Source organism: Microbacterium alkaliflavum, assembly GCF_044325405.1.
GTDB lineage: Bacteria > Actinomycetota > Actinomycetes > Actinomycetales > Microbacteriaceae > Microbacterium > Microbacterium alkaliflavum.
This window is the reverse complement of the sequence record NZ_JBIQWL010000004.1, coordinates 428,780-451,887: the sequence shown is the minus strand read 5'-3', so window position 1 is coordinate 451,887 and position 23,108 is coordinate 428,780. Positions and strand designations below refer to the sequence as shown.

Annotated in this window: 17 protein-coding genes; 7 read left to right on the top strand and 10 right to left on the bottom strand. The window is 70.6% G+C overall.

What is annotated here, in order from left to right; translation table 11 throughout:
* Position 1: 1 nt before the first annotated feature.
* Complete coding sequence (gene pheA / locus ACH3VR_RS13845) at positions 2-961, bottom strand: prephenate dehydratase (RefSeq protein ID WP_397556892.1); 960 nt, start codon at positions 959-961, stop codon at positions 2-4.
* Between the two features lie 88 nt (positions 962-1,049).
* Between pheA and pgm the strand changes: the two genes are divergently transcribed.
* Complete coding sequence (gene pgm / locus ACH3VR_RS13840) at positions 1,050-2,693, top strand: phosphoglucomutase (alpha-D-glucose-1,6-bisphosphate-dependent) (protein ID WP_397556891.1); 1,644 nt, start codon at positions 1,050-1,052, stop codon at positions 2,691-2,693.
* A 48-nt stretch (positions 2,694-2,741) separates the two neighbouring features.
* On the opposite strand, the gene ACH3VR_RS13835 is transcribed toward pgm, so the two are convergent.
* Entirely contained in the window at positions 2,742-3,611 is an 870-nt protein-coding gene (locus ACH3VR_RS13835; protein ID WP_397556890.1) for a glycerate kinase, read from the bottom strand.
* Positions 3,612-3,624: 13 nt separating this feature from the next.
* The gene (locus ACH3VR_RS13830; protein ID WP_397556889.1) at positions 3,625-3,762 is read right to left on the bottom strand and encodes a hypothetical protein; all 138 of its coding nucleotides are present in this window, start codon (positions 3,760-3,762) and stop codon (positions 3,625-3,627) included.
* 131 nt (positions 3,763-3,893) lie between these two features.
* Here ACH3VR_RS13830 and galE point away from each other — a divergent pair, with 131 nt between their 5' ends.
* On the top strand, positions 3,894-4,868 hold the full coding sequence (gene galE / locus ACH3VR_RS13825) for a UDP-glucose 4-epimerase GalE (protein ID WP_397556888.1): 975 nt from the start codon (positions 3,894-3,896) through the stop codon (positions 4,866-4,868).
* Positions 4,869-5,539: 671 nt separating this feature from the next.
* Here the strand turns inward: galE and ACH3VR_RS13820 are convergent.
* The gene (locus ACH3VR_RS13820) at positions 5,540-6,514 is read right to left on the bottom strand and encodes a LacI family DNA-binding transcriptional regulator (protein WP_397556993.1); all 975 of its coding nucleotides are present in this window, start codon (positions 6,512-6,514) and stop codon (positions 5,540-5,542) included.
* Positions 6,515-6,598: 84 nt separating this feature from the next.
* Between ACH3VR_RS13820 and galT the strand changes: the two genes are divergently transcribed.
* Together galT and galK are read left to right on the top strand one after the other, a co-directional pair.
* Positions 6,599-7,759: a galactose-1-phosphate uridylyltransferase gene (galT, locus tag ACH3VR_RS13815; protein WP_397556992.1), complete on the top strand. Its 1,161-nt coding sequence runs from the start codon at positions 6,599-6,601 to the stop codon at positions 7,757-7,759.
* Positions 7,756-8,928 carry a galactokinase gene (gene galK / locus ACH3VR_RS13810; RefSeq protein ID WP_397556887.1) on the top strand — a complete coding sequence of 391 codons (1,173 nt, stop codon included), beginning with the start codon at positions 7,756-7,758 and terminating at the stop codon, positions 8,926-8,928. Before galT ends, galK begins: the two co-directional genes overlap by 4 nt.
* Before the next feature lie 49 nt (positions 8,929-8,977).
* On the opposite strand, the gene ACH3VR_RS13805 is transcribed toward galK, so the two are convergent.
* Complete coding sequence (locus ACH3VR_RS13805) at positions 8,978-10,342, bottom strand: DUF4190 domain-containing protein (protein WP_397556886.1); 1,365 nt, start codon at positions 10,340-10,342, stop codon at positions 8,978-8,980.
* Between the two features lie 149 nt (positions 10,343-10,491).
* On the opposite strand from ACH3VR_RS13805, the gene ACH3VR_RS13800 reads away from it, so the two are divergent.
* A complete protein-coding gene (locus ACH3VR_RS13800) occupies positions 10,492-11,346 on the top strand; it encodes an alpha/beta fold hydrolase (protein WP_397556885.1) in 855 nt (284 codons plus the stop codon).
* Positions 11,347-11,521: 175 nt separating this feature from the next.
* Here the strand turns inward: ACH3VR_RS13800 and ACH3VR_RS13795 are convergent, their stop codons facing one another.
* Positions 11,522-13,780, bottom strand: coding sequence for a glycoside hydrolase family 3 C-terminal domain-containing protein (locus ACH3VR_RS13795; RefSeq protein ID WP_397556884.1), 2,259 nt, complete (start codon positions 13,778-13,780; stop codon positions 11,522-11,524).
* Positions 13,781-13,800: 20 nt separating this feature from the next.
* Positions 13,801-15,108, bottom strand: coding sequence for an MFS transporter (locus ACH3VR_RS13790; protein WP_397556883.1), 1,308 nt, complete (start codon positions 15,106-15,108; stop codon positions 13,801-13,803).
* A gap of 98 nt (positions 15,109-15,206) precedes the next feature.
* Between ACH3VR_RS13790 and ACH3VR_RS13785 the strand changes: the two genes are divergently transcribed.
* Both ACH3VR_RS13785 and ACH3VR_RS13780 read left to right on the top strand, forming a co-directional pair.
* Positions 15,207-15,818 carry a TetR/AcrR family transcriptional regulator gene (locus ACH3VR_RS13785; protein ID WP_397556882.1) on the top strand — a complete coding sequence of 204 codons (612 nt, stop codon included), beginning with the start codon at positions 15,207-15,209 and terminating at the stop codon, positions 15,816-15,818.
* Entirely contained in the window at positions 15,811-17,268 is a 1,458-nt protein-coding gene (locus ACH3VR_RS13780; RefSeq protein WP_397556881.1) for a carboxylesterase/lipase family protein, read from the top strand. Before ACH3VR_RS13785 ends, ACH3VR_RS13780 begins: the two co-directional genes overlap by 8 nt.
* A gap of 66 nt (positions 17,269-17,334) precedes the next feature.
* Here the strand turns inward: ACH3VR_RS13780 and ACH3VR_RS13775 are convergent, their stop codons facing one another.
* The 3 genes from ACH3VR_RS13775 to ACH3VR_RS13765 form a co-directional block, all read right to left on the bottom strand.
* Positions 17,335-20,871: a S8 family serine peptidase gene (locus ACH3VR_RS13775; protein ID WP_397556880.1), complete on the bottom strand. Its 3,537-nt coding sequence runs from the start codon at positions 20,869-20,871 to the stop codon at positions 17,335-17,337.
* Between the two features lie 169 nt (positions 20,872-21,040).
* A complete protein-coding gene (locus tag ACH3VR_RS13770; RefSeq protein ID WP_397556879.1) occupies positions 21,041-22,045 on the bottom strand; it encodes a DNA-methyltransferase in 1,005 nt (334 codons plus the stop codon).
* The gene (locus ACH3VR_RS13765; RefSeq protein WP_397556878.1) at positions 22,024-23,073 is read right to left on the bottom strand and encodes a lipoyl protein ligase domain-containing protein; all 1,050 of its coding nucleotides are present in this window, start codon (positions 23,071-23,073) and stop codon (positions 22,024-22,026) included. The genes ACH3VR_RS13770 and ACH3VR_RS13765 overlap by 22 nt, the downstream gene beginning before the upstream one ends.
* Between the last annotated feature and the right edge of the window lie 35 nt (positions 23,074-23,108).

The following is a 23,108-nucleotide window of genomic DNA, read 5'->3' as shown; positions in this document are numbered from 1 at the left end:
ATCAGGACTCGGGCTCTCCGCTGATGAGCCCGCGAAGCCAGTCCCGCGCCTCGATGAAGACGTCGTCCGAGTACCGATCGGGGTACCGCACGATGACGCGATCGGCCCGCGGATACGAGCCCAGGAAGATCACCTTCGGGCTGAAGCGGCGAAGTCCGAGGAGCGCGTCGGCCATGCGCTCGTCCTCGATGTGGCCATCGGCGTCGATGACGAAGCGATAGCGTCCCAGCTCGTCGCCGATGGGCCGCGAGGCGAGAAGGGACAGGTTGATGCCCCGCGTCGCGAACTGCTCGAGCATCTCGAGCAGCGCGCCGGGGTGGTCGTCGGGCAGCTCGGCGATGAGCGAGGTCTTGTCGGCGCCCGTCGGAGGCGGAGGCGCGACGGGACGAGATACGAGCACGAACCGGGTGACCGCGTTCAGGTTGTCGCCGATCTTCTCGGCGAGCAGCTCGAGCTCGTGATGGTCGAGGATGCCTGGCGGGGCGATCGCCGCATCCGCATCGCTCGTCCCGTCGATCAGGCCCATCGCGCTCGCGACGTTGCTCGACGCGGGGATGTGCGCATGCCCGGGGAGGGTGCGCGACAGCCACTGGAGGCACTGCGAATAGGCGACGGGGTGCGCGGCGACCAGCGAGACGTCTTCGAGCTTGGTGCCGGGTCGCGCGACGAGCACGAAGTCGACGGGAACGAGGTACTCCCCCACGATCCGCAGTCCGGGCATGGTCGCCAGGGCGTCCTGAGCGGTCGAGACACCACCGTCGACCGAGTTCTCGATGGCGATCATGGCGGCGTCGGAACGGCCTTCGACGACGTCGGAGAGCGCCTCGCCCACGTTGCGAACCGGCCGCCAGATCTGGGCCCGCGCCTCAGGCACCTGCGCAAGCGCGGCCTCGGTGAAGGTTCCCGCGGGTCCGAGGTAGCTGTACGTGCGGCGGTCGGCGTCCTCGGGCTGGGAAGTCACGGAAAGAGCCTAGCCGCGGCACCCCGACGTGGCTTCGCGTTTCAGCCTGGCCGCGACATCCGCCGCGCGATTGGGCAGACTGGGACCCATGAGCCGCGCAGGACAGCCCGCCGAAGCATCCGACCTCATCGACGTCGACGAACTGATCGCCGCCTACTACGACCTCAAGCCCGACGCCACGGTGTCCGGGGAGCGGGTCGCGTTCGGCACGAGCGGCCACCGCGGCTCGTCGCTGAGCACGAGCTTCAACGAAGACCACATCCTCGCGACGACCCAGGCGATCGTCGACTACCGCAACGAGCAGGGGATCGCCGGCCCGCTCTTCCTCGGCCGCGACACGCACGGGCTGTCGCTGCCCGCGGAGCGGACGGCGATCGAAGTGCTCGTCGCGAACGGCGTCGACGTCCGCGTGGACGCGCGCGACTCGTGGGTGCCGACGCCGGCGCTGAGCCACGCGATCCTCGCCTACAACAAGGGACGGGCGCTCGACGATCCCGGCCGCGCCGACGGCATCGTCGTGACCCCCTCGCACAACCCGCCGCGTGACGGCGGCTTCAAGTACAACCCGCCGAACGGCGGCCCAGCCGACACCGACGCGACGGGCTGGATCGCCGACAAGGCCAACTACTACATCGGCGAATCGCTCGACGGCGTGAAGCGCACCCGTTATGCGGATCTGGATGCCGAAACCCTCGGCCAGTACGACTTCCGCGATGCCTACGTGCGCGACCTCGAGAACATCATCGATGTCGAGGCGATCCGCAAGGCCGGCGTGCGCATCGGCGCCGATCCGCTTGGCGGAGCATCCGTCGACTACTGGGCACTCATCGGCGAGGTGTACGGGCTCGACCTCACCGTCGTGAACCCCGACGTCGACCCGACGTGGCGCTTCATGACGCTCGACTGGGACGAGAAGATCCGCATGGATCCGTCGTCGCCGTCCGCGATGGCTGGACTGATCGGGCGCCGCCACGAGTACGACCTGCTGACGGGCAACGACGCCGACGCCGACCGGCACGGCATCGTCACCCCCGATTCGGGCCTCATGAACCCCAACCACTACCTCGCCGTCGCGATCGACTACCTGTACTCGCACAGGCCGGAGTGGCCCGCGGATGCCGCGGTCGGCAAGACCCTCGTCTCGTCGATGATCATCGACAAGGTCGCGGCGTCGCTCGGGCGCGAGCTGCTCGAGGTCCCGGTCGGGTTCAAGTGGTTCGTGCCCGGCCTGCTCGACGGATCCGTCGCCTTCGGCGGCGAGGAGTCTGCGGGTGCGTCGTTCCTGCGCAAGGACGGCACTGTCTGGACGACCGACAAGGACGGCATCCTGCTGTGCCTGCTCGCGTCGGAGATCCTGGCCGTGACAGGCAAGACGCCGTCGCAGCGCTACGCCGAGCTCGAGGCGGAGTTCGGCGCATCGGCCTATCAGCGCGTCGACGCCCCCGCCACCCCCGCGCAGAAGTCGGCGCTGTCGAAGCTTGCACCGGAGGCGGTCACGGCGACGGAGCTCGCTGGCGAGCCGATCACCGCGAAGCTCTCACACGCGCCGGGCAACGGCGCCGCGATCGGCGGGCTGAAGGTGCAGACCGAGCACGCCTGGTTCGCCGCACGCCCGTCGGGCACGGAAGACGTCTACAAGCTCTACGCCGAGTCGCTGCGCGGCCCGGAGCACCTCGCCGAGGTGCAGGAGGAGGCGCGCGCCGTCGTGTCGGAGGCACTCGGCGGAGCCTGACCTGTCACCCGTTGCTCGGCCGCGCGAGCGGCCGAGCAACGGGTCGGCTCAGTGAGCCTGCTCGATCTCTTCCCGCAGATCCATCAGCTCGGCGATGCCGACCGCGCACGGAACGAGACGCGCCCCCCACGCGAGAAGCGCGAGCCCCGTGCCGCCGGCCGAGCCGGCGCCGGGCGTGCGGTAGTCGACGGGCAGTCGACCGGCCAGCCGACGGAGTCCGTCCTCCACGGCGGGGACGTCGCGAGCGTCGAGTCCCGCCTGCGGACCGACCACCGCGCAGGCTCCCGCGGGACCCAGGAGCGGGTTCATCGAATCGGTGAGCGCGAGGACGCCGCGGTGCGGCAGCGCGCGCAGACCCTCGAGTTCGGCGTGAGCGACGTGCTCGAGGCCACGCGCGCCCGGTAGGATGATGCGGCACGACGAGTCGGTCAGCACGGCGCCGAGCGCAGTGAGCATCCCGGCACCTCCGTCGATCGAAGCGGCCTGATCGAGCGACAGCACGAGGCGGCCGACTCCGTGGTCGAGCGCGGCGGCGATCGCCTCGCCGAACCCGACTGTGCCCGCGTCCCACGGAACGCGCCGATCGCCGAGCAGGCCGATTCCTGACGTCGAGGCCAGCTCGACGACGGCGGTGCCACCCGGCGTCTCTGCCGACGCAGGAAGCGATATCCAGGTGGCTTCGATCGGCTCCCCGTCGGGTCCGGTCACGACGACAGACATCCGACGCGCGCCGGGCAGGTCTGTCGCGAATTCGTAGAGCGCGCCCCTGGGTTCATCCACAACCGGACGAGGATTGGTCTGTGCTGCTCGGCGGGACGCAGTCCGACCCTCCGTGAGACCGGATCCCGCACCCGCGGCGGCGATCGGGGAACCAAGTGCGTCCACAGCCGCGGCTGCTGAACGACGAATCGGAGCCATCAACGGTCCCCCTTCACTTCGCGCCGAACATGCGGCATGTTTCCGCATGTTTCCGGCGTGTTTCGCCTGTAGACGAGGTGCCGACCGCCGTCGTGACGCCCTGCAGCAGCCGTGCTGAGGAGCGAACCCGCTCGACGGAGAGACCGGTCATGTGCAGAGTCTAAGCTCACGTTCGCGGCGTCCCGAAACGATGCGCAAATAGATGGCGCAAACCGGACAATCGCAACCTTCAGGACCTGGTTCGTTCCCCTTCCGTTCAGGCGACGGGGCAGAATGGGTGCCATGTCCTGGCTTGTGACCGGCGGTGCCGGCTATATCGGCGCGCACGTGGTGCGCGCCCTCGCTGCAGCAGATCTCGCCCCGGTCGTGATCGACGACCTCTCCAGCGGCCACGAGGCCTTCGTGCCCGACGGCGTGCCGTTCGTGCGCGGCACCATCCTCGACAGCGACCTCGTCGAGCAGGCCCTTCGCGACCACGCCGTCGAGGGCGTCATCCACGTCGCCGGCTACAAGTACGCCGGCGTCTCGGTGCAGCGCCCCCTGCACACGTACGCGCAGAACGTGGAGGCCACCCGCATCCTGCTGGAGGCGATGCACGCGGCCGACGTCGCGAACATCGTGTTCTCGTCATCCGCGGCCGTGTACGGCACGCCCGACGTGCCGCTCGTGACGGAGGACCTCCCCAAGCGGCCCGCGTCGCCGTACGGCGAGTCGAAGCTCATCGGCGAATGGCTGCTCCGCGACCAGGCGACCGCGACGGCCGGGTCGGAGCATCCCCTCCGCCACACCTCGCTGCGCTACTTCAACGTCGTCGGATCCGGCGACCCCGTCGTCTACGACACCAGTCCGCACAACCTGTTCCCGCTCGTGTTCGAGGCGCTCATCGAGGGCCGCACGCCCCGCATCAACGGCGACGACTACGACACCGAGGACGGCACCAACGTGCGCGACTACGTGCACGTCGCCGACATCGCCGCCGCACACGTCGTCGCCGCACAGCGCCTCGCCGCCGGCCAGCCCATCGAACCCGCCTACAACCTCGGGTCGCAGAACGGCCTCTCGGTGAAGCAGATCATGGATGCCATGGCCCGCGTCACCGGCATCGCCTTCACGCCGGAGATCGGGCCGCGCCGCCCTGGCGACCCCGACCGCATCGTCGCGACCGGCGAGCTCGCCGCCCGCGACCTGGACTGGGCCAACCGCTACACCGTGGACGAGATGGTCCGCACCGGCTGGGAAGCCCGGCGAGCCCACTAGCCCGACACCGGCGAGGTCGCACGCACTCGCCGAGAACACATGTCGTTCGCGTCAACAGCGTGTGCGCTCGGCGAGAGCATACGAACTCGACGCAAGGGATGCCCCGGGAAGCATCGCGGACGGGCACGAGTCGCCGCAGCATCGGACGGCCTCGATCGCGCGGCCGACGGGCGGCGAGAGCCTAGGTACTCGCTGAGAATACCCGCCGTTCGCGTCAGCAACGTGTGCGCTCGGCAAGCGCATGCGAAGTCGGCGGGTGGATGCAGTGGGCAGCCTCAGACGGGCACGGATCGTCGCTGTATCCGCTCGATGCTCGCACTCGCAGGATTGGGTCACGGCGAGAGCCCGTGCTCTCACCGAGCGCACACGATATGCGCGTCAACAGCGGGTGGTTTCGGCGAGAGCACGGGCTATGGACGGCTCGACGCGGCGCGCAAAGCCGGGCGATGAGGGATGCCGGGCGACGAGATGGTCCGTACCGGCTGGGAAGCCGGGCGCGCCGTGCGTCAGCCGGGTGCGCCGAGCGCGCACATCGTGCGCGTCGACAGCGTGCGCGGCCGGCGGCGAGATCGTAGGCACTCGCCGAGCGCACACGTTGCGCGCGCCGACGACGTGTGCGCTCGGCGAGAGCATACGAAGTCGACGGAAGAAGCCCGCCTACCGGACGCGGCTCAGCGCGCGGGCGAGGCCGTGCTGGCGCGAAGCACGAGGGCGGCCGGGATCAGGTCGAACGCTGGATCGCGGCGGTCCTCGATCTCGGCGACGAGCCGCTCGAGGGCTCGCTCGCCCAGCGCGTCGAAGTCCTGGCGCACCGTGGTGAGCGGAGGACGGAAGTCCGCCGCATCGGCGACGTCGTCGAAGCCCACGACGCTGACGACCTCGGGCACACCCCGCCCCGCATCGGCGACGGCGCGCAGAACGCCGAGCGCCATCTGATCGTTCGCCGCGAACACGGCGGTGACCGCCGCGTCCTCGGCGAGAGCGACGCCGGCGACGTGACCCGAGGCCGCGGTCCAGTCGCCCCGCATCACGGCCGGCGGAACGATCGCCGCCTCCTCGAGCGCCGAGCGCCAGCCGCGCTCGCGCTCGGCGGCTGCGAACGAGCCGGCGGGACCCGCGACGTGATGCACCGTCGCGTGGCCGAGACCGAGCAGGTGCTCCGTCGCGGCGCGCGCTCCCCCCGCGTGATCGGTCGCGACGACGCCGAAGCGGTCGTCGCTCGGGGAGTCCACGACCACGAGCGCAAGACCGGCGGGGGTGTCGGCATCCCGAACCAGATCCGTCGCCTCGTTCAGCACGATCGCGCCGTCGACACCCTGATCGCGGAGGCGATCGAACGCGCCGGCGATGTCGGACCCGACGCCGAGCGTCACGACGACGAGGGCGTACCCGCGCGCGGCCGCCGCATCGGCGACGGCCTGCAGCATGCGGGAGTTGCCGACGGTCGCGAGCGTCGAGGCGATGAGCCCGATCGTCTGCGTGCGCCCCGTGCGGAGGGCGCGCGCGGCGCGATGCGGGCGATAGCCGAGCCGGGCCATCGCCTGCTCGACCCTGCTGCGTGTGGCGGGATCGACGCGCGGGCTGTCGTTGACGACGCGCGAGACGGTCTGGCCGGACACGCCGGCGAGGGCCGCGACATCCGCCATCGACACTCGCCGATCCACGATCCACCTCCGAAAAGTTCCGTGTTGACGATAACACGGATGCCGCTCTACCATGTTGACGTGAACATGACTGAGATCGCCCCCGAGGTCCTCGGCGCCGACGTCGTCAAGCGGTCGACCCGCCTCGCCGACGGCCGCGAGCTGATCTACTACGACGACCCCGACACGACGCTCGGTGCTGAGCGCGCGATCGATGCCCGCACGCTCGACCCGCGGCCCGCGACGGCGACGATGCGCCTCGACGTCCTGACGGGCGACTGGATCTCGGTCGCGGCCGCCCGCCAGAACCGCGCGTTCCTGCCGCCCGCCGAGCTCGACCCGCTCGCACCGCAGACACCGACGAACCCCAGCGAGATCCCGTCGCTGTACGACGTCGCGGTCTTCGAGAACAAGTCGCCCTCGTTCGGCCCTGCGCTCACGACAGCGCACGGCGACGCGCCCGAGGCATCCAACCCGCCCCGCGGACTCGACGACCTCGCAGCACTCGGCCTCGGCCGCACGCGCACGAGCGTCGGCCGGTGCGAGGTCGTGTGCTTCAGCCCCGAGCACTCCGGGTCGTTCGGCACGCTGTCGACCACGCGCGCGCGCACCGTCATCGAAGCGTGGGCCGACCGCACGGCGGCACTGTCGGCGCTGCCCGGCGTCGAGCAGGTGTTCCCGTTCGAGAACCGCGGCGAGGCTATCGGCGTCACGCTCCCCCACCCCCACGGCCAGATCTACGCGTACCCGTACATCACGCCGCGCACGACGCGGCTCCTCGACTCGATCGACCGCACGGCGCCAGACCTCTTCCAGCGCATCCTCGACTTCGAGCGGGGCTCGGAGCGCGTCATCCTGCAGGGCGAGCACTGGACGGCCTTCGTGCCGTTCGCCGCGCGCTGGCCGCTCGAGGTGCACCTGCTGCCGCACCGTCACGTCGCGGACTTCACGGAGACCACGGACGCCGAGCGCGACGAGCTCGCACCGCTCTACCTGCGGCTGCTGCGCGGCATCGACGCGCTCTACGACACACCCACGCCGTACATCGCGGCGTGGCACCAGGCCCCCGTAGGCGCGGGCCGCGACACCGTCCGGCTGCACCTCGAGCTCACGAGCCCGCGGCGCGCAGCCGACAAGCTCAAGTACCTTGCGGGCTCCGAGGCGGCCATGGGCGCCTGGATCGGAGACGTCCCGCCCGAGACCTCGGCCGCGCGCCTGCGCGAAGCCGTCGAAGGAGTTTCCCTGTGACCACCACCACCCTCGCGCCCGAAGAAGCCGCGCGAACCCTCTTCGCCGAGCTGACAGGCACCGAGCCCGCCGGCGTCTGGTCGGCACCGGGCCGCGTCAACCTCATCGGCGAGCACACCGACTACAACGACGGCTTCGTGTTCCCCTTCGCGATCGAGCACCGCACCTTCGTCGCGCTCGGGCAGCGCACCGACGGCCGCATCCGCGTCGCTTCGACCTTCTCGTCGGAGGTCGTGGACGTCGCGCTGGACGACCTCGACTTCCCGGCGCTGCGGGCGGAGGTGCCCGAGTGGGCGACCTATCCGCTCGGCGTGGCGTGGGCGCTGCTGCAGGTGGGTGAAGGCACGGGCGTCGACCTCGCCCTCGCCTCAGACGTGCCGGTCGGCGCGGGTCTGTCGTCGTCGGCCGCGATCGAGGGCGCGGTCTCCTCGGCGCTCAACGACACGTGGGACCTGGGTCTGGACCGCGTCGCCCTGGCGAAGATCGGGCGCAAAGCCGAGAACGAGGCCGTCGGAGCCCCCACCGGCATCATGGACCAGATGTCATCGATGCTCGGGCGCCCCGACGCCGCGATCTTCCTCGACTGCCGCTCGCTCGAGGCCGACGTCGTCGACCTGGGCTTCGCCGGAGCAGGGCTCGAGCTGCTCGTCATCGACACGGGCGTCAAGCACTCCCACGCGACGGGCGGCTACGGCGAGCGCCGCGCCTCATGCGAGCTCGGCGCTCGTACGCTGGGCGTGTCTGCGCTGCGGGACCTGTCGATCGAGGACCTCCCGCGCGCCGCAGAACTCCTCGACGAGGTCACGTTTCGCCGCGTGCGGCACATCGTCACGGAGAACGCGCGCGTCGTCGAGACCGTCCGCACGCTCCGCGCGGAGGGACCCGAGGCGATCGGCGACCTGCTCGTCGCATCGCACGTCTCGATGCGCGACGACTTCGAGATCTCGGCGCCCGAGCTCGACACGGCGGTCGACGCCGCACTCGCCGCAGGCGCGATCGGGGCCCGGATGACCGGCGGCGGCTTCGGCGGTGCCGCGATCGCACTCGTCTCGCATGATCAGGTCGACGGGGTGGTGGATGCCGTCACGGCGGCGTTCGCGGCATCCGGTTTCGGCGCCCCGCACATCTTCACGGTCACACCATCGGAGGGCGCGCGGCGCGACGCCTGACGCAGCGTGATGAGGGGTCGACGCCCACGGCGTCGGCCTCTTCGGCGGATCAGGGCAGCGGCGTGAGCTGCTCCACCTGGTGGATCTCGAGCGACAGCAGATCGTCGGCCGTGCCGTCGTCGAACTCGACGGTGGAGACGCCCAGCACGCGAGCCCAGATCTCGAGATGGTCGAGCTCCGAGACGCCGGCGAACTCGGGGCATCCCGCAGCCTGCGAGGCGCCGGACGCGGCGAAGGCGATCGCGTACTCCTCGTAGGCCTCCCAGTCGCTCTGCTGGGAGTTGTCGACGTTGATCATGATCTGGCACTCGCCTGTGATGTCGTCGAACTCGTACACCTCGCCGTAGAGGATGTACTCCTCGCCGTAGTGCGCACCCGGGTCAGCGACGAGCGCCGCGAACCCGGCGTCGTCGAGGGTCGTGAACGTCGAGACGTCCACGTCGCCGGAGTCCTGCCCCGTGCCGGGGTCGGCCGGCGCCGGCGACTGCGCAACACCCCCGGAGAGACCTTCCAAGAAGCTCGGGACGTTCGCGACCAGGAAGACGAGGACGATCCACACGACGATCGACGCGACGATCCCGGTGCCACCCGTCGCGATCCCGGTGATCGCGAAGCCCTTCCGCTGCCGCCGGGCGAGCGCGACGCTGCCGAGCACGACGCCGACGATCCCGAGAATGATGCCGAGGAGCGGCAGCCAGCAGAGGACGAGCGACAGGATGCCGACGACCAGCGCCGCGATCGCGAGACCTGACGATCCGCGCGGCGGCTCCGTCGGGTAGCCGTACACGGGCTGAGGCCCGTAGCCGTTGCCAGGCTGGACGGGATATCCGCTCGGCTCTGCATACGCGCCAGGCGCGGGGTATCCGCCCGGGGCCGCGTAGCCCCCCGGGGCCGCGTAGCCCCCCGGGGCCGCGTAGCCCCCCGGGGCCGCGTACCCTCCGGGCGCCACGTAGGCCGGATATGCCGGTGCCGCGCCGGGTGCACCTGGCGCTGCTGCCGCATCCGCTGCACCGGCGTATTCAGGCGCCGCCGGATAACCGGGCACCTCATACCCCGGCAGCGCGGGCGTCTCATACCCCGGCTGCGCCGGAACCCGATACCCCGGCTGCGCGGGCACCTGATACCCCGGCTGCGCGGGCACCAGATACCCCGGCTGAGCGGGCGTCTCGACGGGAGCGGGAGCCCCGGGATACCCGGGCAGCAGGTAGCCGGCGGGCGCGTGCGGGATGGGAGGCACCTGGTCCGGGGGAATCGGCAGGGTCGGCTTGTCGTCCTCCGGGTCGGCGCGCGGGGCGGCGGCCGTCGGGTCGGTGCGCGGGCCGACAGCTGTCTCGGGAGGCACGGATCCCGGCGGAATCGGCAGGGTCGGCTTGTTGTCCTCCGGGTCGGCGCCTGCGGAGGAAGGGGTGGACATGCCGCAAGTATGGAACACCCCGCCTCGGCCGACCAGTCACACCGGTAGACCTGTGGATTCGAGGGCGCAAGGCCTGGCGGTCGCCACCACCGCACGCCTATCGTCGGGACCGAGTCGGGGCATCCGTCCCCCGTCCGGAAGGAACGATCGTGGCTTACATCACCGTCGGCACCGAGAATTCGGTCGACATCAAGCTCTTCTACACGGACCAGGCGCCGCCGTCGGGCGGTCACACGGCGCAGCCGGTCGTGCTCATCCACGGGTTCCCACTCAACGGCGAATCGTGGGGCAAGCAGGCTGCCGTCCTGCTCGAGGCCGGGTACCGCGTCATCGCATACGACCGCCGCGGGTTCGGCGCCTCGACGAAGGCCGGAAGCGGCTACGACTACGACACGTTCGCGTCGGACCTGAACGCCCTCATGGTCGAGCTCGACCTGCAGGACGCGATCCTCGTCGGCTTCTCGATGGGCACGGGCGAGGTCGCACGCTACATCGCCAACCACGGCAGCGACCGCGTCGCGAAGGCCGCATTCCTCGGATCGCTCGAGCCCTACCTCCTCATCACGGACGACAATCCCGATGGCGCCGGCCCCCAGGATTTCTTCGACGGCATCGCGGCCTCCGTCGCGGGCGACCGTTACGCGTTCCTCAGCGGCTTCTTCAAGGACTTCTACAACCTCGACGAGAACCTCGGCTCGCGCATCTCGCAGGAGGCGCTCGACGGGAGCGTCCAGGTCGCGAACCTCGCCGGCAACCGCGCGATCGCGGCCGCGCCCCTCACCTGGCCGACCGACTTCCGCGCCGACATCCCCAAGGTCGACGTGCCAGCGCTCATCGTGCACGGCACGTCGGACAACATCCTCCCCATCGACAAGACGGCCCGCCGCTTCCGCGAGCTGCTCCCCGGCGCGACCTACGTCGAGATCGACGGCGCGCCGCACGGGATGCTGTGGACCCACGCCGACGAGGTCAACAAGGCCCTGCTCGCCTTCCTGAACAGCTGATCCTCCTCTCCTCCCGACCAGCGGAGGAGAACCGACGGGCGGAGGGCGATCCGAGCGCGATCGCCCTCCGTTCATTGGCTGCCCTCCCTCCGTCGCCAGGACGAGAGGAATCGACGACGGCGGGGAAATCGGACGGTGGATGCCTCGGCACCGCGCGCGCCGAGGCATCCAAGCGTCACATCTGCGGGGCGTTCGCCGCCGCGATGAGGCCGTCGATCATCTCGGGCGAGATCTGGCCGTCCGCCATCATGCCGATGCGCCCGATGGGGAACGAGGCCATCATCTTCTCCATCGACACGCCCTCCGGCATGATCGACGCCGCGCCCTCCATCATCTGCGCCATGCCGGCCATCGCGGCCTGCACCATCGGCCCTGCGACGGGGTGCGCGAACACCTCGCCGAGCGACGACTCGCGGGTCAGCGGCAGTCGCACGACGTCGCCCTCGACGACGACCGGCACCGACGAGCGGAGGTCGCGGCTGGAGGCGCCCACCTCGACGAGATACGAGCCGCCCTCGACGACCCAGCGGTCGGCGGGGACGTGCCAGTACGCGAGGTCTGCGCGGCGCACCGTCAGCACGACCTCGCGCGACTCGCCGGCCTCGAGCTCGACCGACGCGAACGCCTTGAGCTCGCGCGGAGCGCGCTGCACAGTCGAGCCCGGCAGCGACGTGTAGACCTGCACGACCTCGCGTCCGGCGCGGTCGCCCGTGTTGGTCACGCTGAGTGAGACCTCGACGTCGCCGTCGGCGTCGACCTCGGCCGAGGCATCCCCGTACGCGAACGTCGTGTACGAGAGGCCGTGGCCGAACGGGAAGGCGACGTCCATGCGGCGCGCGTCGTACCAGCGGTAGCCGACGAACAGGCCCTCGCCGTAGCGCACGTGCCCCTCCTCGCCCGGGAAGTTGAGGAACGCCGGGGTGTCCTCGAGGCGGTGCGGGATCGTCTCGGCGAGCTTGCCCGACGGGTTGACCGCGCCGAAGAGCACGTCGGCGGTCGCGCCACCGCCGGCCTGGCCGAGGAGCCACGCCTCGACGATCGCCGGCACGCGCTCGGCGAACGGCAGTGCCACGACCGAGCCGTTGGAGAGCACGACGACGGTGCGCGGGTTGGCCGCGACGACGGCGTCGATGACGGCGAGCTGCTCGGCGGGCAGATCGATGTCGTCGCGGTCGTAGCCCTCCGACTCGAGTCGGGCGGGAAGGCCCGCGCACACGACGGCGACGTCGGCGGTGGATGCTGCGGCGACGGCCTCCTCGCGCAGGCGCGCGGTCTCGGCGGGGTCGACGTCGGCCGACAGGCCGAAGCCGGCCGAGTACGAGGCATCCGGCACGACGGCACGGATCGCCGTCAGCGCGTCGTCGAGGCGGGTCGGGTGGATCATCGACGACCCCGCGCCCTGATAGCGCGGCTTCTCGGCGAAGGCGCCGATGACGGCGATCTTCGCGTCGGGCGCGAGGGGCAGCACCGAGTCGTTCTTCAGGAGCACGATCGAGCGCGCCGCGGCCTCGCGGGCCAGCGCGTGGTGCGCGTCGACGTCGAGCGGACCCTCGACCCGCGGCGTGGCCGCCCAGCGGGTCGCGAGCGTCGCGATGCGCTGGGCCGAGGCATCCAGCACCTGCTCGTCGAGATCTCCCGAGGCGACGGCGGCGACGAGCTTCGCGTCGGTCTGGCCGCCGTTGCCGGGCATCTCGAGGTCGAGGCCGGCCTTCAGCGCCGCGATGCGGTCGTTGACGGCGCCCCAGTCCGAGACGACGAGCCCCTCGAAGCCCCACTCGTCGCGGAGCACCGACGTGAGCAGCCACGGGTCCTCCGACGCGAAGACGCCGTTGATGCGGTTGTACGAGCACATGACCGTGTACGGCTGGGCGTCCTCGACGACGCGCTGGAACCCGCGCAGGTAGATCTCGCGCAGCGGTCGCGGGTCGACGTCGGAGCTGGCCCGCATGCGGTCGTGCTCCTGGTTGTTCGCCGCGAAGTGCTTGAGCGAGGCCCCGACACCCTGGGACTGGATGCCGCGCACGAGGCCCGTGCCGAGCACGCCCGAGACGATCGGGTCTTCCGAGAGGTACTCGAAGTTGCGGCCGCACAGCGGCGAGCGCTTGATGTTGACGCCGGGGCCGAGGATGACGGCGACGTCTTCGATCGACGACTCGACGCCGAGCGCCGCGCCGAGGCGCTCGGCGAGCTCGACATCCCACGACGAGCCGATCGCGACGGCGGGCGGGAAGCACGTCGCCGGCACGCTGTCGCCGATGCCCAGATGGTCGCCGCCTTCGCGCTGCTTGCGGAGGCCGTGCGGGCCGTCGGTCAGCATGACGGACGGGATGCCTGTCACGGCCTTCGTGCGCCAGAAGCTCGCACCGCTCGTGAGTCCGGCCTTGTCCTCGACGGTGAGGCCCTCGAGGGCCGCCGTCGTCTGCGTGATGGTCATGTCGTTCCTTTCGAGGATGGTCAGCGCGTCGCCTTGATCGGCCACACGGCGAACGCGCCGAGGATGCCGAGGACGATCGCGACGGGGAAGAGGCCCTGGTAGCCGAACGCCAGCACGATGAGACCGGCGACGCCGGGGGCGAGGGTCTGGGGCAGCGTCGCGGCGATGTTGACGACGCCGAGGTCTTTCGCGAACGACTTCGCCGAGGGCAGCACCTCGCTCATGAGGGCCGTGTCGACGGCCTGGAACATGCCGAAGCCGAAGCCGGCGATGAAGGTCATGAGGTACCAGGCGGTGAGGTCCTGCCAGAGCCAGGGCAGCAGGAACGCGAGGCTCACGACGGCCGCCGACGCGAACACGAAGGGCTTGCGGCGTCCGATCCGGTCGGAGAGCGGACCCGACACGACCGTGGAGATGAGGATGCCGACGAGGCTCAGGAGGCCGAGGACCGGGATGACCTGCTCGGGGTGCTCGACACCGAAGTAGTCGGTCAGGAGGAACAGCTGGTACCCGGTCACGGCGAAGTAGCCCGTGTAGAGGAGGAGACGCCCCGTGAAGGCCCAGAAGAAGTCGGGGTGCTTGACGGGGTTGACCCAGAACGTCTTGAGGAACTCCACGAGCGTGAAGGGCTCCGGCTGCAGCTTCTGGCTCGAGTAGTCGGGGTTCAGGATCACGAACAGGCTCAGGATGACGAGTGCGAACACCGCGAAGACGATGTAGCCGAGCGTGATGCTGTTGAAGAACATCGATCCGACGATCGAGCCGCCCAGGGCGCCGACCATGAGGCCGATCCCGGAGAGGGCTGCGAACGTTCCGCGCCGCTTGAGCGGCACGCGGTCGGGCATGACGGCCGACAGGGGTCCCTGCGCGAAGTTGTAGGCGACCTGCACGAGCGTCCAGGCGATGATGACGCCGACGAGCGAGGTCGAGAACGCGAGGCCCGTGAGGGCGAGGGCGCCGGCGAGGGCGCCGATGATGATCCACGGCGCGCGGCGGCCGAAGCGCGAGCGCGTGCGGTCGGACACCTGGCCCGCGATCGGCTGGGCGAGCATCGCCGCGAGCGCGCCGATCGTCGCCACGATCGCGAGGTTGGCGACCTTGTCCTCCTCGCCGAAGAGCACCGTGATCTGCTGCGGGAGCAGGATGCCGGGCACGGCGCCCCAGATGAGGAAGATCCCGAGGTTGGCCGGGATGATCCACCACATCAGGCGGCGCAGGCCCTTGACGGGAGTGGGCGGGTCGTCGTTGCCGGACGCGGTGGCGACGAAGGTGTTCTCGGTGATCGGCGCGATCGGGTCGCCGGTGGGAACCGAAGTGTCTGACGTCATTGTCGGTGTTCCTCTCGGCATCCTCCATGGATGCCCCACGCGAAAACCATACGACATTTGGTTTTGAAATCACAAGCATCATTCGGTTTACTCGTTTCATGGCACAGCGAGGTTCCTACGCCAAGGGCGTGGCCAAGCGCGAAGAGATCCTCGAGCGCGCGCTCGAGGTGATCGCGCGCGAGGGCTATCGCGGCGCATCCGTCAAGGAGCTGGCCGAGGCTGTGGGCCTCAGTCAGGCCGGGCTCCTCCACTACTTCGACAGCAAGGAGGAGCTCTTCACGGAGATCCTCCGAAAGCGCGACGAGGTCGACTCCAGGCAATTCGGGCCGATGCCCGAAGTCGCCGAGGCCACCCATCTGCGCTCCGGGTTCGTCGGCATCATCCGCCACAACGCCGAAGTGCCGGGCCTCGTGCAGCTGTTCTCGCGCATGGCCGTCGATGCGGCCGATCCGCAGCATCCCGCGCACCGCTATTTCCTCGATCGCGGCGACAGCCTCCGGGAGACGTTCGTCGAGGCGCTCCGCGAGCTTCAGCGCCGCGGCGAGCTCACCGACGTGGTCGACGCCGGGGTCCTGGCCCGCATCTTCCAGGCCGTCGCCGACGGCATGCAGCTGCAGTGGATGCAGGACCCCTCGATCGACATGGCCGGCACCGTCTCCGCGCTCTTCGACGCCCTCGACCCCCGCAATCGGAAGGACCCCGATGAGTGACCCTGTCGTCCGGACCACGTCTGGAGAGGTGCGCGGCCTGCAGCGCGGCGAGCTGTCGGCGTTCCTCGGCATCCCGTTCGCGAAGGCTCCCGTCGGCGACCTCCGCTTCGCCGCGCCCGTGCCGCCCGAACCCTGGAGCGGCGTGCGCGATGCGCGTGAATACGGGGCGACGGCGCAGCGCGGCGAGACGGGGCCGACCCTCATCCCCGAGCCGTCGATCCCCGGCGAGTCGACCCTCAACGTCAACGTCTTCACTCCGCGGCCGGGCGAGCCCGAGGCGAAGCTGCCGGTGCTCGTCTACATCCACGGCGGCGGCTACGTCGCCGGCTCCCCCGCGAGCCCCTGGTACGACGGCCGCGCCTTCAACCGCGACGGCATCGTGACGGTGTCGATCTCGTACCGGCTCGGCTTCGACGGCTTCGGCCACATCGCCGGCGCGCCCTCGAACCGTGGCATCCGGGACTGGATCGCGGCGCTCGAGTGGGTGCAGGCGAACATCGCGGCGTTCGGCGGCGACCCGGCGCGTGTCACGATCGCGGGCCAGTCGGCCGGTGGCGGCGCCGTGCTGACGCTCCTCGGGCTCCCCGCGGCGCAGCACCTCTTCCATGCCGTCTGGGCGCTCTCGCCCGCCGTCGTGAGCGTGCCCGCCGAGCGCGCCCGCACGCTGGCGGCCAAGCTCGCGAACCTCGCCGGCGTGACGCCCACGAGGGAGGGGTTCGCCTCGCTCCCCGAGGAGCGCATCAAGGAGCTTCAGGATGCCGCGGGCCGGCACGACTCGAAGGATCGGCTGGCCGGCGTGCAGGCGTTCCTCGACGACGGTCTCGCGTGGGGCCCTGCCGTCGACGGCGACCTGCTGACGCAGCCGACGCTCGAGTCGATCCGCTCCGGGGTCGGCGCCGACAAGCCGCTCGTGCTCGGCACGACCGACGACGAGTTCACCATGATCACCGATGGCGCCAAGGGGAAGCTGCGGCTGGTGCCGGCGGGTGTCGCCCTCGGCATGCTCGGCCTGTCCCGCGATGTGCGACGGGCCTACCTCGCGGCCAACCGCGCGCAGCACCGCAAGGGGACGGCGGCCATGCTCGGCCGATTCACGACCGACCACGTCTTCCGGACGGGCGTGGTGCGGGTGGCCGATGCGCGGGGGGATGCCCCGACCTGGGCGTACCGGTTCGCCTGGGCGTCGCCCACCCGCACATGGGCGCTGCACTGCCTGGACGTGCCGTTCTGGTTCGACTGCCTCGACGATCCCGCCGTCGCGTCGATCGCGGGCGACGCTCCCCCGCCGCGACTGGCCGATGCCCTGCACGGCGCGGCCGCCGCCTTCATCCGCGACGGCGATCCCGGCTGGCCCGAGTGGCGGGGCGGCGCGACGCGCGTCTTCGGCGGCGACCCGTCGGCACCCGACGTCCTCGCCGACGGCTACGCGAGCGTGCGCGCGCTGGTCTGAGACCCACCGACACGAAGGAGAGCGGATACCCCCAGGCCGGGCATCCGCTCTCCTTAGCTGTGTCGGCTACTTGACCGTGATCTTCGTCTCCTCGATCGGAACCGTGCGGAGGGCGTCGGAGCGGAGCGTGACCGTCGTCGACCAGGTGCCCTTCACGAGGCCCTTGAGGGTGTAGTCGAACGAGACCGACCCGCCCGCCGTCGGAGGCGTCGTCGACACGAGCACCTCGTCGCCGGCCTTGGGCAGCGCCGCGAGCGAGCCGACGCTCGTGCCGTCGCGGTTCTCGGCTCCGACGAACCACGGGGTGCCCGGGTCCGCCTTCGCGTCCTTGCCGTAGGTCATCGTGACGTCGTCCGTTCCGTTGAGCCCGATCCACACCTGGAAGGTGTCGGTCGCCGTGGCGCCCCACGTGGAGATGCCCTCCCATTCGACGACGAGCCAGCTCATGCCGCCTCCGCTCAGGACGTTGGCGAGGACTCGGCCGCCCTTGCTCATGTCGAGGTCGGTCCACAGCGGCGCGATGATGTTGTTCGGCGGCGCCGTTCCCGTCGACGTGCTCGGGTCGAACTTGACGTCCGCCGAGGTGGCTCCGCCGACGACGAGGTAGCCGTTGGACGTGATGCCGACCGACGTGTACGCCTCGGAGCCGTACGTGAACTGCGGCACGTTGAGGTTCACGAACCCTTCGTCGCCGAGCCCGCTGTTCACGTAGTTGCCTCCGAAGCCCGCGAGCGCGAGGTACCCGGCCGGTGAGCTGTTCGGTGTGACGGCGACGCTCGCGATCTGCGCGGGCAGAGCCGGTGTCAGCGTTCCGCTCCAGGTCGCCCCGAGCGCCTGCTTCTTGGCGGGCGCCGTGACGCTCGTCGTCTGCAGGAGCGGGTTCGACAGGACGTCGATCCTGGCGTTGACCGGCACGGGCATGAAGTTCGTCGCCGCGACGGAGCACGTCGTCGTCTTGCCCTTGAGGATCGTCGTCGGATCGCACGACTGGGTCAGCGACACCTGCGCCTCGCCGATGTCGGCGGCGACCGGCAGTACGACCGCGCTCAGCCCCGACTTCTTCGGCGTGATCGTGATCTGCCCCTCGAGCCATCCGTCCGGCGCGCTGATGCCGTCGAGGATGATCGTGAGGTCCTTCGACTTGCCCGCCGCGAGCGTGAAGGTCGACGGCAGCACCGCGATCTTCAGGCCGGTCTCGCTCTTGGTCTTGACCGTGAACGTCTGCGACGCGCCGCTCACGTTCGTCACCGTGCGCTTGACCGACACCGCTCCGGGGAGCGGGTTGACCTGGATGCTCGGGATGTTGAGGTCGATGCGGCTGTTCGGGTCGGCGGCGCTGGCGAAGAAGTCGGCAGCGGTGTCGCTGATCGTCAGCACAGGCGAGATCGCGCGGTCGGCGCGGATCGAGCCCGCACCGCGGTCGAACACGCCGGCCGCGGATCCGTCGACGTTCACGACGCTCTGCAGCGACGACGTCATGAGCGCCGACTTGATCTGGCCGGGCGTCCACGTGGGGTGCGCAGCCTTCACGAGCGCCGAGACACCCGCCGCGTGCGGCGACGACATCGACGTGCCCGCGATCGCCTGGTAGAGCTGACCCGGGGCGCCGCCCGCGACATCGGTCGGCGTCGGCGTGTTGCCCGCGAGGATCTGCACGCCCGGCGCCGTGATGTCCGGCTTCAGGAAGTCGTCCACGGGGCCGCGCGACGAGAAGCCGGCCATGACATCGCCCTGCGCGACGGTCGCCTCGCCCTGCGCCCACGTCGCCGTGGCCTCGGGGTGCGCGGCGAGGAACGCCAGGAAGTCGTCGTTCGGACCCTCGAGGTGGATCGCCGGGAGGAAGTGGTTGTCCGTCTCGACGTCGGAGGCGACGGGGTTGATGAGGATCATCCCCGCGGCGCCGCCCTGCGCGGCGTTGAAGCCCTTCGCGATGCGGCCGTTGACACCGCGCACGCAGACGACGACCTTGCCCGCCACCGAGCTCGGCAGCGGCCGCTCGCAGAACTCGTCGCCGAGCGACTTGGCCGTCACGACGCCCTTGTCCGTGACGCCCTGCGTCAACGTGGCGCCCTGCTTGACGTAGGTGCTGCCGTCGCCTGCGGTCAGGACGAGCGCCGACGTGAACGCACGGTCGAATGTGGATGCGCCCACCGTCGTCACCCACGGGCTCGCGTGGTCGAGCGTCGAAGCGCCCGGCCCGGAGTTGCCCGCCGACGCGTTGACGGTGACACCCGCTGCGAAGGCATCGAGGAAGGCGAGCTCATCCGCGGCGTACGGGTCTGCGCTGCCCGAGATCGAGTAGTTGAGCACGTTCACCCCATCGAGCACCGCCTGCTGGATCGCCGCGACGAGGTCGCCGGTGAAGCCGCCGAGCGGGCCGAGCGCACGGTACATGATCACCGACGCACCCGGTGCGACGCCGCTGGCAGGTCCGCGGTCGACGCCGAGAACGGGAGCGGACTCGACGTAGTCGCCGACGGCGGTCGTGGCGGTGTGCGTGCCGTGCCCCTCGGAGTCACGGGCCGAGCAGACGAGGCCGGAGCAGTAGTCCTCCGCGCCCGCCGGCTGCGACGAGTGCTGGTAGGTGTCGAGGAATGCGTAGGCGCCGACGAGCTTGTCGTTGCAGGAGAAGGCAGGTCCGACGCTTCCGTCACCGAACTCGCAGGCCCAGGGTCCGCCCGCCGGTGCGGACAGGCCCTTGTCCTCGAGCATCGGGTGCTCGGGCCAGATGCCGGTGTCGATGACGCCGACGATCACGCCCGCGCCTGCCTTGTCACGGCCGCCGAGCGACGGCCAGACCGCGTCCGCACCGATGAAGGTCGTCGCGTCGTGGTCGGGGGCGGGCGTCGTGGGCGGCAGCGTCACATTCGGCGTCGCGGTCTGCGGAGCGGTGCTCGGCGTCGTCGCGTCCGGCGTCGTGGCGTCGGGCGTTGCCGGCGGGGTCGGGGTCGCCGTCTCTGTCGGGGCCGGCGTCGCGGTCTCGGTCGGAGCGGGCGTCGCCGTGTCGCTGGGCGCCGGCGTCGCAGTGTCTTCTGCGATCTGCTGCAGCTCGTTGCCCTGGACCGCCGCCACACTGCCGAGCTTCGCGACGTCCTTGGCACGGTTGGCCGGGATCGCCACCGAGTAGCCGCCGTAGACCGCCACGTAGGTGTCGATCATCGTCGCACCCGGGATCAGGGCGGCGACCTGGGCCTGCGAGGCCGCGATCTTGTCCTGCACGTACTTCGTGTACTTCGCGACCGCGTCGCCGCCCTTTGCGAGCGAGGTGCCCGTCACGCTGGGACTCGTCGCGGCGTAGCCCTTGATGCCTCCCGCGTACGACGCGACCGAGTCGACGTCGACCTTCACCATGATCGGGGTCACCGCCGCGTCGGAGCGTGCCAGCAGCTCCTGGTCGTCAGTGGCCAATCGGCCGGACGCGGACTTCGCGCCCGTCTCGGTGCCGCCGTCGGGCGTCACCGTGGCGGAGGGGTCAGGAGTCAGATTCCCGACGTCTCGAGCGTTCGCCGGGGCTGCGGCCCCGGCGACGAGCACGGCGGCGACGGCGATGCCCGTCAGCCAGGTGCGAGGAATTCGAGACGTGCGGCTGCGGGCTTTGGTCATGACGCTCCTTGTGGGATGGACATGCGGACGAGCACAACCCCCATCGCACGCGACGGGGAGCGCCGAGGTGGACTCGGCAGATGGACGCGAGATTAGCGCTGCCTGTGGGTCCGGCGAAAGATCTTGAAGGATCGCGAGGGCACAGGTAGAGTGCGGGGCTCCGTGAGACTCAGTCCGCCTCTTCGCGAGCCTCGGTGCCGTGCGGAATCCGGGCCCGCATGACGGCGATCGCGGCCGGATTCACGTCGACGAGCACGGCGTCGCGACCGAGCGCCGAGGCCACGGCGCCCGTCGTGCCGCTGCCCGCGAAGAAGTCGAGAACACGATCTCCGGGTCGGGTGGATGCCTGCACGATGCGCCGCAGGATCCCCTCGGGCTTCTGCGTCGGATACCCCGTCTTCTCGCGCCCCGTCGTGGGCACGATCGTGTGCCACCACACGTCGGTGGGGAGCTTGCCGCGCTCCGCCTTCTCCGGCGTCACGAGCCCCGGTGCCATGTAGGGCTCGCGGTCGACGGCCTCCGAGTCGAACCAGTACCGCGCCGGGTCCTTGACGTAGACGAGGATCGTGTCGTGCTTGGTCGGCCACCGCCGACGGCTCTTCGCACCGTAGTCGTAGGCCCACACGATCTCGTTGAGGAAGCGTTCGCGCCCGAACAGCGCGTCCATGAGCACCTTGGCGTAGTGCGCCTCGCGGTAGTCGAGGTGCAGGTAGAGCGTCCCGTCGTCGGCGAGCAGGCGCCACGCTTCGGCAAGCCGCGGCTCGAGGAAGCCCCAGTAGTCGTCGAACCTGTCGTCGTACGCGCGGAGGTCGCCCTTCAGCCGTTCGTACTCGCGCCCGTGGAATCCGCGCCGCACGACGGCATCCCCCCGCCCCCCGCCGTCGTCCGGACCGTGAGCCTCCACCTCCCTGCCGAGAGCCTGGGTGGCACCCGCGTTCTCGGCGGTCCCGTGGAGGCTCACCGTCTCCGTGGAGGGAGCGGGGGTGACGGGATGCCGCGACCGGGCCGTCTCGACGCTGCGCTCGCGCACCCGGCCCGTGTTGAAGGGCGGATCGAGGTAGATCAACGTGAACGAGGCGTCGGGGAAGCCGCGCACGACCTCGAGGTTGTCGCCCTCATGGATCCATACGCGGCCGGGTGGCGGCGCCTCGCTCACGGCACGCGGTGCAGCCACGCGTCCGTCGCGAACTTCGACTCGACAAGGGCCTCCGCCTCGGCGTATTCCTCCTCGGTGATATGCCCGGGAACGGCGCCGTACAGGTGCGCGAACGTCTCTATGAAGCGCTCGATGATGGCCTCGCGCGGCAGGCCGGTCTGGCGCCGCAGCGGATCCACCCGCTTCGCCGCCGACGCCGTGCCCTTGTCGCTGAGCTTCTCCCGACCGATGCGGAGCACCTCGGTCATGACCTGCCCGTCCATGTCATAGCTGAGCGTCGCGTGGTGGAGCACGCCGCCGTTGGCGAGCCGCTTCTGCGCCGCACCGCCGATCTTGCCCTGCGGGCTCGCGATGTCGTTGAGGGGCTGGTAAGTCGCCTCGATTCCGAGCGAGCGCAGGGCCTGCAGCACCCAGTCGTCGAGGAACGCGTACGAGTCGGCGAAGGTCATGCCCGCGACGAGGGCGGCCGGCACGTAGAGCGAGTACGTCACGATCGAGTTCGCGCCCATCATCATCGCGCCGCCGCCGGAGATGCGGCGGACGACGTCGAAGCCGTGCTTCGCGGCGCCCTCCGGGTCGACCTCGTTGCGGAAGGACTGGAACGACCCGATCACGACGGCGGACTCGTCCCACTCCCACAGCCGGAGCGTGGGCTTGCGCCGGCCGTCGCCGACGCGGCCCGTCAGCACCTCGTCGAGGGCGAGGTTCATCCGCGGCGAGACGGGCTTGTCGTGCACGATCTCCCACTCGAAGTCGCGCCAGCCCGGCGCGGTCACGAGTGCGCGGCGAACCGCCGTGCCGACGGATTCGGGCGTGAAGCCGAGCAGCTGCGCCCCCTCGGGAAGGGCCGAGCGCACCGCTGCGGCGATGGCCGCGACATCCGCCTCCTGGGGAAGGCCCGTGACGGCGGCGTCGATATCGTGCAGCGCGTCGTCGGGCTCGAGGAAGAAGTCGCCCGCGAGGTGGAAGTCGGCGATACGGCCGCCCTGCACCTCGAGGTCGACGACGACGAGCTTTCCGCCCGGGACCTTGTATTCGCCGTGCATCGTCCCAGCCTATTCAGGCGGCGCGTCTCGGGAGC

What these genes read in the sequence shown, in the direction of transcription:
- ACH3VR_RS13780 (WP_397556881.1), top strand. Translation starts at nt 15,811, where the DNA reads ATGAGTGACCCTGTCGTCCGGACCACGTCTGGAGAGGTGCGCGGCCTG.
- ACH3VR_RS13775 (WP_397556880.1), bottom strand. Translation starts at nt 20,871, where the DNA reads ATGACCAAAGCCCGCAGCCGCACGTCTCGAATTCCTCGCACCTGGCTG.
- ACH3VR_RS13790 (WP_397556883.1), bottom strand. Translation starts at nt 15,108, where the DNA reads ATGACGTCAGACACTTCGGTTCCCACCGGCGACCCGATCGCGCCGATC.
- galT (WP_397556992.1), top strand. Translation starts at nt 6,599, where the DNA reads ATGACTGAGATCGCCCCCGAGGTCCTCGGCGCCGACGTCGTCAAGCGG.
- ACH3VR_RS13820 (WP_397556993.1), bottom strand. Translation starts at nt 6,514, where the DNA reads ATGGCGGATGTCGCGGCCCTCGCCGGCGTGTCCGGCCAGACCGTCTCG.
- galE (WP_397556888.1), top strand. Translation starts at nt 3,894, where the DNA reads ATGTCCTGGCTTGTGACCGGCGGTGCCGGCTATATCGGCGCGCACGTG.
- ACH3VR_RS13835 (WP_397556890.1), bottom strand. Translation starts at nt 3,611, where the DNA reads ATGGCTCCGATTCGTCGTTCAGCAGCCGCGGCTGTGGACGCACTTGGT.
- ACH3VR_RS13805 (WP_397556886.1), bottom strand. Translation starts at nt 10,342, where the DNA reads ATGTCCACCCCTTCCTCCGCAGGCGCCGACCCGGAGGACAACAAGCCG.
- ACH3VR_RS13830 (WP_397556889.1), bottom strand. Translation starts at nt 3,762, where the DNA reads ATGACCGGTCTCTCCGTCGAGCGGGTTCGCTCCTCAGCACGGCTGCTG.
- ACH3VR_RS13765 (WP_397556878.1), bottom strand. Translation starts at nt 23,073, where the DNA reads ATGCACGGCGAATACAAGGTCCCGGGCGGAAAGCTCGTCGTCGTCGAC.
- ACH3VR_RS13795 (WP_397556884.1), bottom strand. Translation starts at nt 13,780, where the DNA reads ATGACCATCACGCAGACGACGGCGGCCCTCGAGGGCCTCACCGTCGAG.
- ACH3VR_RS13785 (WP_397556882.1), top strand. Translation starts at nt 15,207, where the DNA reads ATGGCACAGCGAGGTTCCTACGCCAAGGGCGTGGCCAAGCGCGAAGAG.
- pgm (WP_397556891.1), top strand. Translation starts at nt 1,050, where the DNA reads ATGAGCCGCGCAGGACAGCCCGCCGAAGCATCCGACCTCATCGACGTC.